The sequence below is a fragment of the Bacillus sp. USDA818B3_A genome, from assembly GCF_009928415.1.
Classification (GTDB): Bacteria; Bacillota; Bacilli; order Bacillales; family Cytobacillaceae; genus Neobacillus.
This window is the reverse complement of record NZ_JAABNN010000019.1, coordinates 85,101-97,746: the sequence shown is the minus strand read 5'-3', so window position 1 is coordinate 97,746 and position 12,646 is coordinate 85,101. Positions and strand designations below refer to the sequence as shown.

14 protein-coding genes, 2 tRNA genes and 1 riboswitch are annotated in these 12,646 nt (G+C 40.3%); of the genes, 8 read left to right on the top strand and 8 right to left on the bottom strand.

The genetic code is table 11. The features are described 5' to 3' along the window. The first annotated feature begins 5 nt into the window (after window positions 1–5). From GXK58_RS21820 to GXK58_RS21800, 5 genes are all read left to right on the top strand, one after another. A tRNA-Tyr gene (locus GXK58_RS21820) sits at window positions 6–90 on the top strand. A 4-nt stretch (window positions 91–94) separates the two neighbouring features. After that, window positions 95–170, top strand: a tRNA-His gene (locus GXK58_RS21815). 316 nt (window positions 171–486) lie between these two features. Continuing rightward, window positions 487–1,290, top strand: coding sequence for a prohibitin family protein (locus tag GXK58_RS21810; protein WP_160725293.1), 804 nt, complete (start codon window positions 487–489; stop codon window positions 1,288–1,290). A 591-nt stretch (window positions 1,291–1,881) separates the two neighbouring features. After that, complete coding sequence (locus tag GXK58_RS21805) at window positions 1,882–2,589, top strand: DNA alkylation repair protein (protein ID WP_160725292.1); 708 nt, start codon at window positions 1,882–1,884, stop codon at window positions 2,587–2,589. A gap of 135 nt (window positions 2,590–2,724) precedes the next feature. Then, window positions 2,725–3,168 (top strand): VanZ family protein, encoded by a 444-nt coding sequence (locus tag GXK58_RS21800; RefSeq protein ID WP_160725291.1) that lies wholly within the window; start codon window positions 2,725–2,727, stop codon window positions 3,166–3,168. A 451-nt stretch (window positions 3,169–3,619) separates the two neighbouring features. Here GXK58_RS21800 and GXK58_RS21795 read toward each other — a convergent pair whose 3' ends face one another. Beyond that, window positions 3,620–3,760, bottom strand: a complete 141-nt coding sequence (locus tag GXK58_RS21795) for a BA3454 family stress response protein (protein ID WP_160725290.1) — start codon at window positions 3,758–3,760, stop codon at window positions 3,620–3,622. 87 nt (window positions 3,761–3,847) lie between these two features. Further along, on the bottom strand, window positions 3,848–4,387 hold the full coding sequence (gene hpf, locus GXK58_RS21790; RefSeq protein ID WP_160725289.1) for a ribosome hibernation-promoting factor, HPF/YfiA family: 540 nt from the start codon (window positions 4,385–4,387) through the stop codon (window positions 3,848–3,850). Between the two features lie 354 nt (window positions 4,388–4,741). On the opposite strand from hpf, the gene GXK58_RS27585 reads away from it, so the two are divergent. After that, complete coding sequence (locus tag GXK58_RS27585; RefSeq protein ID WP_272928174.1) at window positions 4,742–4,876, top strand: hypothetical protein; 135 nt, start codon at window positions 4,742–4,744, stop codon at window positions 4,874–4,876. 345 nt (window positions 4,877–5,221) lie between these two features. Here GXK58_RS27585 and GXK58_RS21785 read toward each other — a convergent pair whose 3' ends face one another. From GXK58_RS21785 to GXK58_RS21770, 4 genes are all read right to left on the bottom strand, one after another. Beyond that, entirely contained in the window at window positions 5,222–6,034 is an 813-nt protein-coding gene (locus tag GXK58_RS21785; protein WP_160725288.1) for an alpha/beta fold hydrolase, read from the bottom strand. Between the two features lie 281 nt (window positions 6,035–6,315). Beyond that, window positions 6,316–6,528, bottom strand: a complete 213-nt coding sequence (gene tatA / locus GXK58_RS21780) for a twin-arginine translocase TatA/TatE family subunit (protein WP_160725287.1) — start codon at window positions 6,526–6,528, stop codon at window positions 6,316–6,318. 24 nt (window positions 6,529–6,552) lie between these two features. Continuing rightward, a complete protein-coding gene (locus GXK58_RS21775) occupies window positions 6,553–8,262 on the bottom strand; it encodes a GMC family oxidoreductase (protein ID WP_160725286.1) in 1,710 nt (569 codons plus the stop codon). Between the two features lie 25 nt (window positions 8,263–8,287). Continuing rightward, window positions 8,288–9,052: a gluconate 2-dehydrogenase subunit 3 family protein gene (locus tag GXK58_RS21770; protein WP_160725285.1), complete on the bottom strand. Its 765-nt coding sequence runs from the start codon at window positions 9,050–9,052 to the stop codon at window positions 8,288–8,290. A 298-nt stretch (window positions 9,053–9,350) separates the two neighbouring features. After that, window positions 9,351–9,453, top strand: a riboswitch (purine riboswitch). A gap of 157 nt (window positions 9,454–9,610) precedes the next feature. On the opposite strand from GXK58_RS21770, the gene GXK58_RS21765 reads away from it, so the two are divergent. Further along, on the top strand, window positions 9,611–10,486 hold the full coding sequence (locus GXK58_RS21765) for a 5'-methylthioadenosine/S-adenosylhomocysteine nucleosidase (protein WP_160725284.1): 876 nt from the start codon (window positions 9,611–9,613) through the stop codon (window positions 10,484–10,486). A 71-nt stretch (window positions 10,487–10,557) separates the two neighbouring features. On the opposite strand, the gene GXK58_RS21760 is transcribed toward GXK58_RS21765, so the two are convergent. Then, window positions 10,558–11,643 (bottom strand): hypothetical protein, encoded by a 1,086-nt coding sequence (locus GXK58_RS21760; protein WP_160725283.1) that lies wholly within the window; start codon window positions 11,641–11,643, stop codon window positions 10,558–10,560. 70 nt (window positions 11,644–11,713) lie between these two features. Next, window positions 11,714–12,187, bottom strand: coding sequence for an Hsp20/alpha crystallin family protein (locus GXK58_RS21755; RefSeq protein ID WP_160725282.1), 474 nt, complete (start codon window positions 12,185–12,187; stop codon window positions 11,714–11,716). 218 nt (window positions 12,188–12,405) lie between these two features. On the opposite strand from GXK58_RS21755, the gene GXK58_RS21750 reads away from it, so the two are divergent. After that, entirely contained in the window at window positions 12,406–12,642 is a 237-nt protein-coding gene (locus GXK58_RS21750) for a hypothetical protein (protein WP_160725281.1), read from the top strand. The last annotated feature ends 4 nt before the right edge of the window (window positions 12,643–12,646 follow it).

The following is a 12,646-nucleotide window of genomic DNA, read 5'->3' as shown; positions in this document are numbered from 1 at the left end:
AATGTGGAGGGGTAGCGAAGTGGCTAAACGCGGCGGACTGTAAATCCGCTCCCTCAGGGTTCGGCGGTTCGAATCCGTCCCCCTCCACCATATGGCGGTTGTGGCGAAGTGGTTAACGCATCGGATTGTGGTTCCGACATTCGTGGGTTCGATTCCCATCAGCCGCCCCATTTTATAAAGAATATGGGGCTATAGCCAAGCAGTATGGCAATGGACTTTGACTCAGTCATGCCTTGGATCTAGCTAGCTCAGTTTACATATATTTTAACCTTTTTAAATTACTCTTATATGATCAAAGAGACGGGTTTAATGCTTTAGAAGCATCAAATCAGTCTCTTTTTTTTTCATATATTGACTTCTATTCCTCAGACCAACATTTGACGTAGAACCATAATTTCGGTTTTTAAAGCTTTTGTTAACTCTTTTTAAAACAAAGCATGAGTACCATCCTTTAATTCATATATTTAATAAGAAGGGGGGTTCGTCATGAAAAATAGAACATTGATAATAAGCGGTGTTATTGCTGTAGTGGTGATTGTGCTATTCATTTTTTCTGCGACTTCGGTAGCATCCGGTCATAGGGGAGTTCTTTTGCAATTAGGTGCGGTCAAGCCGACCATTTTAACCGAGGGTTTCCATTTTAAAATTCCGTTTATTCAAAATGTCGAGCAGGTGGAGGTCCGGGTTCAGAAAGAAGAAAGTTCGCAGACCGCTGCCTCAAAGGACTTACAAATGGTTACTGCCAATGTTGCTGTTAACTATTCGGTTGATCCCCGAGCCGTTAACAAGCTGTACCAAGAAATCGGACTTGATTATCGTACTCGTATCGTGGACCCGGCAATAGCTGAGTCATTAAAGGCTATAACAGCTCAATATACTGCAGAAGAGTTGATCTCAAAGCGCCCTGAAGTTTCATCGAAAGTGAAAGATATGCTGGCGCAGAAGTTAACCAAGTATTATATGATTCTTGAAGATATCAATATTAAAGAATTTGCCTTTAGTGAGGAGTTTAATAAAGCGATTGAATTGAAACAAACAGCTGAACAAAATGCATTGAAGGCCCAGAGGGATCTCGAGAGAATCAAGATTGAAGCAGAACAGCAAATCACACAAGCGGGTGCTGAAGCAGAATCATTAAGATTGAAAAAGCAAGAGGTCACTACAGAGTTAATTCAATTGAAACAAATTGAGGTGCAAGAAAAGGCTTTAGAAAAGTGGGATGGACGCCTGCCTACTGTAACAGGGGGAGCCACACCGTTTATTGATTTGAGTGCGGTTGAAAAGAAATAATGGGATAGAAATCAGTGGGACTGTTCATTTGCTTCAGCAGCATGCGGACGGTCCTTTTGCTATGTTTAGTGCATAATGTCAGATGCACTTTCTCCAAAGAAGGAAGCTGATCTGTGTTTCGATAGATGAGAGAGGAGCTCAACCCCTGAAGGAGGAATCCAAGCTGAGCTTCGACAGATGAGAGAGGAGCTCACCCCCCGAAGGAGGAATTCGAGCTGAGCTTCGACAGATGAGAAAGGAGCTCACCCCCCGAAGGAGGAATCCGAGCTGAGCTTCAACAGATGAGAGAGGAGCTCAACCCCTGAAGGAGGAATCCGAGCTGAGCTTCGACAGATGAGAGAGGAGCTCAACCCCTGAAGGAGGAAACCGAACTGTGTTTCGACAGATGAGAAAGGGACTCAACCCCTGAAGGAGAAAACCATGCGGCGCTTTGACAGATGAGAGAGGAAAGTGGCCCAAGCATAATATTCTTTCTCTATTCCATAGCTCCAAAATTCTATCAACTAATTATTATGGTTATATTGATAATTAAGAAATCATTTCAATAAAATGGTAAAATGATAAAAATACCATTTGTTATGGAGGAGTTTTATGAACGTTGAGGAAATCATGGATCAACTTGCCGAAATGGGTTCAGTACAAACCAAAAAGACGCATATGAATCATGGGGCCAGCGGGAACCTTTTTGGAGTTAAAGTTGGAGATTTAAAAAAGCTCGTCAAACACGTAAAAAAGGATCAAGAGTTGGCGTTAGCATTATATGAAACCGGAAATTCGGATGCGATGTATTTAGCAGGACTTTCCGTCAATCCCGAATTGATGACAAAGGAACTCTTGCAAAAGTGGGTGGAAAAAGCAAATTGGTATTTGCTTGCGGAATATACGGTAGCAAGTGTGACTGCAGAAAGCCCCTATGCGCTCGAATTAGCACGTGAATGGATTGAGTCTGATGAAGAAATGATTGCCGTTTCTGGCTGGAGTACGTATGCAAACTATTTATCAATTACCCCAGATGAAAAGTTGGATATAGAGGAAATCCGCAACTTGCTCAATAGGGCTGAAAACACCATTCACCAAGAAAAAAATCGGGTTCGCTATGTAATGAACGGCTTCGTCATTAGTGTAGGAGCCTATGTAATGAGTTTACATAAAGAGGCAATAAGGGCTGCTGAAGCCATCGGAAAGGTCCATGTCAATATGGGCAATACCGCCTGTAAAGTTCCGCTTGCTGTTCCTTATATAAAAAAAATCGAGGAACGCAATAAGATTGGTGTGAAACGGAAGACTTGTATTTGTTAATAACTGTAGCACGGAAACTGCCCTGGTGCTGGGCCGGCAAAAGTCATCATTCTGCAAATCTGCTCCGTTCCCTTGTCCTCTTGAGTCAAATCGTTGTACCATAGAAGTTATTGATGATGGAGGAAGGTTACATAAATGAAGAACAGAAAATGGTGGATTCTTGCGTCTATTCTTTGGATGGCAGTCATATTTATTTTTACCCAAATGCCCGCTTCAACAGGGAGTAGCACCTCGAATACGCTGGAAAATCTATTGGTGACGTTACACATAAATGCAGTGGGCCCTTCAGGGATTGATGTGTTAAACCTAATTATAAGAAAATCGGCACATGTTATGACCTTCGGCTTTCTTTCATTCTTATTATTCAAATCTTTAGAGGTTTATCGTTTCTCCTATGTGCTTGCATGGATCCTAACGGTCATTTATGCCATGAGCGATGAATATCATCAATCCTTTATGCCGGGGAGAACATCTTCTATTAAGGATGTCTTTTTGTTTGATTCTATAGGTGCGTTTCTGGTACAACTGATCACGTTTCTTATAATTAGGAAGAAAAAGTTAAAAAACATGAAGCCGTGATTCGTTTTGTTGGGAAAAGACCTATTGACGACTGTAAGCCGAAGAATAAGAGCAACTGGGTAGCCAAGAGGTCTTATTGACGACCGAAAGCCGAAGCAAGAGAGCAGCTAGGTAGCCAAGAGGTCTTATTAACGACCGAAAGCCGAAGCAAGAGAGGAGCTAGGTAGCCAAGAGGCCTTATTGACGACCGAAAGCCGAAGCAAGAGAGCAGCTAGGTAGCCAAGAGGCCTTATTGACGACCGAAGGCCGAAGCAAGAGAGCAACCGGGTAGACAAGAGGTCTTATTGACGACCGAAAGCCTAAGAAAATTAGTAACCGGGTAGCCAAGAGGCCTTGTTGGCGACCGAAAGCCGAAGGAAAAGTGTAATTGGGTAGACAATAACCAATCTATATAAAAATTCCCAATAAAAAAGACTATCAAATACTGCATTTGATAGTCTTTTCCCTATGATTAATAGTTAATAGCCCACTGTCTCAATACTTGCTCTTTTCCAATCCGGTAAATTTCTTCTTGAGACTTGTTTTTATCAGCTAATACGTTAGTTTGATATTGTTTACCTTTATAAGTTACATAGATTGTATACTCACACATGATGTTCCATTCTCCTCTTAGTTAGTTTCCTATTTGTCTATTGTTTACCCATATATTATTCTTTTAATCCTTATTTTATAGACATAATTAACGTGCTTCGATTAAACCATAGCGTCCATCTCGACGTTTATACACCACGTTTGTCTGGTTAGTATCCGCATCCGTGAATACATAGAAGCTATGGCCAATCAGATCCATTTGCAGAATCGCCTCTTCCCTATCCATCGGTTTAAGGTCAAAGTGCTTCATTCGAACGATGTCTAACTGATCTTCTATTTCATCCTCTTCTATATCGGTAGTAAAAATAGCTGCATCTCCAGCTCTTTCACGAAATTTACGGTTTACTTTCGTTTTATTTTTACGAATTTGGCGTTCCAGCTTATCAACAATTAGATCGATTGCCGCATACATATCCATATGGGTTTCCTCTGCCCGCAATACAAGGTGCGGCTGTGAAATCGTCACTTCTGCTTTTGAAGTTTTATCAGAATTTACCCTTAGGTTTACATAAACACTTGCTTCTTGTTTCTTAAATAAATGACGTTCTAGCTTTGATACTTTCTTTTCTACATATTCACGAATAGCTGAAGTTACCTCGATATTTTCACCACGAATATTAAATTTCATATGATTACACTCCTAGTATGTTTTTATAAGAATTTGACAGTGCACATTCTGCACATTAATATGAGTAATTTTTGTGTTCCCTGTGATTGACTGCAGTAAACAATTTATCAAGGGGCAAGGTCAATTCCTTTCACCTCATGAGTGTATTGTGGACCTGAAACCTGAATTTTTGCTTAAGAAAGACTGCAATATAAAAAATGAAGAAAAACAGCGAAATAATGAGAAAACACCATAAAATACACGCTTACATTGGAAATGTCTCCGTTTTCATGGCGAATGTTTCCGTTTTCCATTACTTTGTTAAAATAAACCATTTATACGATAATAAGGATATAAATTTTAGGGGGTAATAAGATGAAAAAAGCAATACAAAATTTTATTGATACTTACGGAAAATACATGGCTGTCTCTGCATTCGCTTTAAAACCATGCAGTAAACGTGAAATGGAATATGTAGTTGAATTGTTTAGAAACGACTCTCAAAGATAATCTTGAGAATCGTTTTTTTTTTGGAAGAAAGGGGACACTTCTCGACAATTTTCTTAAGTGAAAGTTGTGACAAATTCAGTATTCCCACAGGGTTAGAGTATTTTTAACCAAACGTTTGTTTAGAAGAGAATTGTTAGGAAAATGGTTGAAAAATGTAACTTTTAAAAAACACCAAGAATTTTCCGGGAAATTGTTATTTAATCAGTGGAACAATTCGACTTTCTTTTTCACTAGTTTGAAAGAAAAAGCCATTCATAGCTATTATTTTAGTGATTTTAATTAAATGTTTGATTGAAAATCATTTAGTCGAATGACCTCAAAATATGCCCCCTACCCACAAAAACTTCATCCAATAAACTGCACCAATTCTCTATTTAATTTATCCCGTTCTTCCCAAAAAGCTCCGTGCCCACTATTTTGCAATGGGATAAGTTTAGAATTTTTGATTCCTTGCCTTTGTGCCTCTGCTAAGGGGAAGCGGCAAACCTGATCATGAATCCCGTGAAGGATAAGTGTTGGCACTTGAATTTGTGCTAAATCATAAAAGAGTTTTTCTTCATTTAACCATGCTTTTGCAACGGCAGCGGTTGCCCAACTTGCGGCCTGAAGTCCTAATTGGAAAAACCAATCAGAGAAACCTTGAGTTACGTGTTGAAAGAAAAATAGATCGCCAAACCCCCTCAGCATGTTTGGACGGTCATTATAGGTGTCGTTGATGATTTTTACTACCTCTTCCTTTTTAAGGCCATAGGGAAAATAGGGGCGCTGTATTAAACTAGGTGCCGCCGCAGAAATTAGTACTAGCTTGGTAACACCAAAACCACTGTGGCGGGCCATATATCTGATGGCAATCGCCCCACCTGTAGAGTGTCCTGCTAGAGTGATATTTTGTAACTGTAATGCTTCGATAACTGCCCTCAAATCATCAGCTATTTGGTCGTAATCATATCCTCCCCATGGTTTATCTGATTTTCCGAATCCTCGTTGGTCCCAGCCGATACATCGGTAACCCATTTGCGGCAGGTAGTTAAATTGGTATTCGAACATCTGATGGTTCGCAGGCCAGCCATGAAGAAACAAGATTGCCTTGTCGCTGCCAGGATTAATGTCTTCTACATAAATGGATACGTTAGATCCTGCTTGAATATAGTATCCCATCTAAATTCCTCCATAAATTAAGTGTTTTATGTAGACTATATTCAAGATTTCAAAGTAAATGAACATAACGTACCAAAAAGCTATGTTTGCACTTTCGGCTAAGGGGAAGCATCAAGCAGGCCGATCATCACGAGATCGTGATGATCGGACCAGTTTATTGCTGAAAAGAAGGGAGGCTGCAAGACAAGTGAAGAAAACACTAGAGAGCGGTGCAAAGACCTTCGAAAATCAATCAGTTGCTCAAGAAGAAGTTGTTACAAAGCATCTATTTACCTTCCTCCTTACTCTTTTAGCAGGCTTTTCTTTTCAGTATCTTCGCTTGAAACCGTGTCTTTATCGTGGTCATCCATTAAATCTTTAGCCGACCTTTTAAACTCTGATAATGTTTTTCCGAACGCTGAACCAATCTCTGGCAGCTTTTTTGGGCCAAAAACAACCAATGCAATAACGAGAATAATGATTAATCCTGGTATACCAATGTTTGAAAATCCCATTTTATCAGCTCCTTTTTATAAAAATTACACTAACATTCCGCCTTGCTTGCTGTATTTAATAATTCCCTCTGAAGCCCGGTATGCAAGGGCGCCTACGGTATCGGTCGGATTGTAGCCGCTGTTGTGCGGAAAGGCGGATGCCCCTACCACAAAGACATTTTCAGCATCCCACATTTGCAAATAGTTATTCACCGCAGACGATCCGGGGTCTGCTCCCATGATCACGCCGCCTGTGTTGTGGGTAGTCTGATAGGGGACAATATCATAATGTTCGAGTGTCTTACGGTCATTGATTTTGGAAGCACCCATTTCCTTCATAATTTTGTCCGTTTGTTTTCCGATATAGTCGTAAAGATTCTTATCCTGTTCGGTAAAGTCGTAGGTCAATCGCAAAAGAGGCTGTCCATAGGCATCCTTATAGGTTGGATCCAAATCCATATAATTCATTCTGGCCGGCATGGAAGCTCCCTGTGCGCCAATATTGATGGAACGGGTAAAATATTTAAGAGAGGCCTGCTTAAACTCTTTTCCCCAGCTTGGTACATCGCTTGGAACCGGATTGTGCTGAATCGCACGATAACCGGATTGATTCAAGCTAATCGATCCGCCGTGAATGAAATGAAGGTTGGAATGGTCAAAGTTATCTCCATTAAAATCATCAACAGAGGCCCCAAGTGCTCCTGCGCCCATGAAGGTATTAAACTCTTCCTTCTCAAAGAATCCTTGTGTCCCGGGGTTAATTTGATAACAATAATTTTTGCCGATGACGCCTTCTCCTGTGTTTGGATTATAAGGTCTTCCAAGTTTCGAGGTTAATAGAAGGCGGGCATTGTTCATGACATAACTGGTTAAGACTACAATTTCCGCTGGCTGCTCGAACTCCTCATTTGTTTGCACATCTATGTAGCGGACACCCGTTGCTTTTTTACCATTATGCAGAATTTGGGTTACGTTGGAGTAAGTTCTGTATTCAAAGTTTCCCGTGTTTTTTGCAAAAGGAATCACCGCAACCGTTGGATCCGCTTTTGCTCCATACTCACAGCCAAACCGCTCACAAAAACCGCAGTATTGGCATGGCGCCATTTTAGCTCCATATGGATTTTCATAGGCTTTTGTCATATTCGCAGATGGCATCTGGTATGGATGAAGCTTCAGATTCTTGGCTGCTTTTTTAAAACGCTCCGTTAAGGGTGTGTCCTTCATTGGCGGATTGGGGTAAGGATTAGAACGTTTGCCCGCGAATGGATTTTCTTCTCCGCCGATGCCGGCCGTTTTTTCATATTTGTCATAATAAGGTTCGAGTTCATCATAGGTAATGCCCCAATCTTGAACCTGTAAATCCTTTACTTTGTCTGCACCGTATTTGTTGACCGTTTGTGTTTTAATTTCAAAATCATAAGGCAAGAAGCGGTAGGTATGTCCATTCCAGTGGACACCGGCACCCCCAAGGCCTTCGCCAAGAAGGAAGGAACCCAGCTGCCTCATGGGCAGTGCCTGTTCTTTAAGCGTGTTGCGGAAGGTGATGGTTTCTTTGGATAAATCCTGCATTAATTCGTAACGGATTCCATATCTAAGTTCATCATGGATCATGGTATAGTCTTTGATACTGCGCTCTCTGCCACGCTCTAAACCTATCACTTTGAGTCCTTGTTTTCCGAGCTCCGCGGCGATGATTCCACCGGCCCAGCCGACACCGACTATCACTACATCTGTTTTCGGTAATTGTTTCGCCATATCTAATCCTCCGTCATCCGATTAATCATGAGTGGTTAAAATGTTTGTTTAAGCTTTGTGGCTTGATGGATTGGAACTTTTTCGATTCGATTTGCTGGATATAAGCCATTTGGCTGCCAGGGTACTTCTTCATTTTCCAGCCCTGCATATTTCGATTTCCGCCATATAATGGATCCGAATATACCCCTTCTAGGGTCAGTGCCCGGAGCATGCTGAAGAATGTTTTGGATGTTACCCCTTTTAGCTGAACTTTATCTTCTGCGAATGCTTTAAGAGTCGTGTCCTTTTGTTCATCTGTGATGTCTGGGAAGTCTTTTTTGTATTGCTTTTGACTGTAAGTTTGTAAGGCGTCGAGGCCAACGTCGAATACTTGGTGGCGTTTGAGTGGCGACTGATATCCTTGGAAGTTAGAGCCTGGTGCGAATGGACCTTGCATGTACTCCCTTGCATTTTGACCGTAGGCGCCTGCGAGCTGATGGTCGATGAAGAAATGAACGCCAAGTCCGGTTGCACCTGGTCCGTTTTCGTCTTCAGGATAGATCCGTTCGATGGCCGATTTGAGAACCTCAAATGTAGCCGGATTTGTGAAATACATAAAAGCGTGGTTGTAGGACTCGTCGGCAACACTTTTTGTTTGGGTAGTGGATGTGGTAGCAGTCTTATGTCCAAAAATCTCTTTGCCGAGGAATCCCCCAAGACTGCCCAGGAGGCCTCCTCCAATGATTCCACCTGCTGCATAGCTGGAATTTTGGATGAATTTCCGTCTAGACAACTTTGACTTTTGTGCCATTTGCGTCCTCCTTTGTTTAGAATTTTTTTCCTCCTTTTGTAGCTTCCACTCTATATATTTACTAAACCTATTTTCTAGAAAAATTTCATTTTTAATGGAATTCTAATGTTGAAAGACGTAAGCTTGGGTAACTGACACCGGTATTTTTAAAAAAATTAGTAAAAAGGTGAAATTTGTTTGAGTGGTTATTGTTTTATGTTCTGAATCCCTCTAATCACGAACATTTTATAGTTATTTAGTATTGATTGTTCATGTTTTTGTTGTAAGTCTATTCTAATTTTGTTATATTAATAAAGTAATAATTTTAAATAACATCACTCGTATATACTCGGAAATATGGTCTGAGCGTCTCTACCTGGTTCCCTATAAAGAACTAGACTACGAGTTAAAGTATTGGCTGATTGAATCTGACGGCTTTTGTTTTTAGCATCATTTTGCTAAATGACAGGTACTTTGACTTCGTAGGTCTAGAAGGTAGCGATGTTCTACTATTCTAGGCCTTTTTCTATATAGAAAATCAACGAGTATAACAACAACTAGAGAAAAGGGGAGTTATGAATGGAGAAAAGATTTCTAAACAAGTTTGCGGCATTGGCTGCTGTTGCCGTCCTGCTATTAGCCATAATTGCAGGTTGGAATTCGTCATTTCTGAGGGAAACAAAGGTGGAAGGTTCTCAGAGGCCTATTCTGATTGAAGGTCCTATGCCGATTGAGGCAGAGAATTTTGCCAAGAAACTAGATAAAGTAAAAGTAGAAAAGTCTGGAACCTTTGTATTCTATAAAGGAAGGTTAGATGGTTATCCCGTTATTGTTGCAAAAACAGGAAAAGGAATGGAAAACACAGCAGCTGTTACAGCTTTAGCGATTGAGAAATATGATCCTATCGCGATTATTAATCAAGGAACATCCGGAGGCCATGATCCGAGCCTAAACGTATTTGATATTGTACTTGGGAAAAGAGTGACCAACATCGGTTCATTAAAAACGGAAACCAAAGCGGAAGGCGAAGGAATGGACCCAAGTCAATGGATTCCTATGGACTTAATGGCGTCTGAAGGAAGCGGTGCTGATGCCAATGCTAATAAGGTTCGTTATTATGAAGGAGATAAACAATTACTCGCAGCAGCAAACGCGGTAAAAGATCAGTACACAGAAGGTAAGGTTGTCGAAGGGACAATTGGATCAGCTGATTTTTGGAACAATGAAGTGGACCGAATTAATTGGATTCATACTAACTATGGTACCTCTGTGGAAGAAATGGAAGGTGCAGCAGCTGCACAAATTTCAGATGCCTATGATGTTCCGTTTTTAGGTGTTCGTATTCTCTCCAACAATAAAACAAATGGTGGAGCCTACAATCCTAATACAGCTGCGGCCAACCAGGAATATGTGTATAAAGTCGTGAAACAATATATCTCAACCATAAAAAAATAAAAGGGTTTGAATTTACTATAAAAATGGCTTAGAGTTGTCTAAGCCATTTTTCTATCTAATCCCCATGCACTTTAATCATCCTCAATATCGATGTCCGTAAAGGATTCTTCCTCTTCAAGGGGGATAGACGTTACATCGTCGGACGATGACTCATTCGTTTGGGGCTTGTCCGATTCGTCTGTACTCATTTGCTGCTTTTCCATTTCCTCCTTTACCGCCTTCAATCCTTCCATGTCCGCTTTTACTTGCTCCGTTATTTTTTTTGGAATGACATCTTTTCCATATGTTGCTCCGATATTTAGAGCGCCGCTCAGTTCACGGATGCCAATTTGGGCAAAGTTGTTGTTTTGCTCATATTTTTCTAAATAAAGTTTATCAATATATAATGTTTTATAATTCGAAGGATTCGCTTGGATTGCAGGACCTTCTGTTTCTTCCCAATCTTTTACCGGCCCAGGTTGCTTTTCAGCTAGTTCGTCCATTCTTTTTAGCAGCGATGCTTGTACCTCATTAACCAATATAAAATTTTGTTCCAGAGCAAGGATTCTCATGTTAATTAGTGAGTCTCTCTCTTCATGGGAACGATTAATAGAAGTTCCCCGGTCCTGGTCTGGTTGGTGAATTTTCCTTTCTATGGATCTGCTAAATTGGATACTTTCTTGATTTATTACCTGCGAGATTAGCTTTTCAAGAGTTCTTATTTTTTCATCTTGCTGTTGAATCTTTTTGCGCTCAGCAGCTAATTTTTCCGAAACCATCTGTTCTACTAATCTTAGTAATTGTGTCTCCTCTATGCCTCTTCTTTCCGAAGATAGGGGGTAGGTACTTATACTAGATTGGGCCGAACTTAATCCTTGTACTTTTTTCTCGAGTTTTTCCATTCTCAGAGACAGCTCATTAACTATCTGCCGTTCATCCCCATTTCTTGAGGGCATTTCCGGTCGGGGCTTATTCGCAGTAGGGTGTTTCTGCTCCTTCCCAAAACTCTCAGCTTTTTCTCCTTTTGCTGTTCCGTGCATCGAGACCCGAAGCTGTTTTTCGAATTCCAATAATTTTTTAATTTGGACCTCAAGTGTATTGATTCGTAAAATTTGCTTGTCAAATTCGTTTGAGTCTCTTATTGGCTGTTCCTTTTTATTATTTCGATTGAATATCATAAGGGATCCCCGCAAACGATTATTTTTTAAAAAAATCATAACCCTGTTGTTGAAACGAAAGGCAGCTCAATTATTCGATTGGCACCTGTTCAACATTGGGAAATTGCCGTTTATAGGAAACAATCAGCTGTCCATTACTAACCTTTGCCCGGATAGAATTGGGAATCGGCGGCTCGGGTAGCTGGATGATTCGTTGGAAATCTCCACTGAATCTTTCCTGTTGTATGACCTCACCTGTCATCATTATTTCTTTGCTTCCCTTTATTAATAGCTTTGTTCCTGAGACAGATAACTGTATATCTTCCTTTACAAACCCTGGAACATCAGCTATCAAACGAACCTCCTCATCTGTAAGACAGATATCCGTTGGCGGAAAATTTTTTTCTTGCCTGGGTGCTGATTTGGATTCACCTTCCTGGGCAAAATCAAGATTACTTTTTATAAATTCATCAAAGGAGGGCTGCTCAAAGATTCCATTCCAAAAATCATTCGTTTGATACTTTTTTGCTAAATCCATCCATTGTAAGATCTTATTCATATCCATGATGGATCCTCCTGTGAGTTCTCGTGAAATTTATACCTAGTCCAATTTATGTCTCTCTATATACATCGTATTTACGATTGATCGAATCAATTCATGAAAAATGAGGAAAATCAAAAATTGCCTTATTAACCATGAATATTCATGACTGAACATAATTTTCATGGTTGTAACATAGTCTTTAAGTACCCGGGATTTAAAAAAAGGAAGGTCTCTGATCTATGTTTTTTTTACCAACCAATGTGAATATCAAAGGAATGAAATTAAATAATGTCGATCATTTAAGTGCCGTTTCTTTTCATTCGACGAATAAACAAAACAGAAATGTGGCTGCAAAAAAAAATCAAGGATTTGGCCAGCAGATGGCAGATGGTACCATCAGGGCCTTTACAATCACATCCATAATCGATAACGATGCACAAGATTCCTTTACACAAAAGACGACGATATGGAAATAAAAAG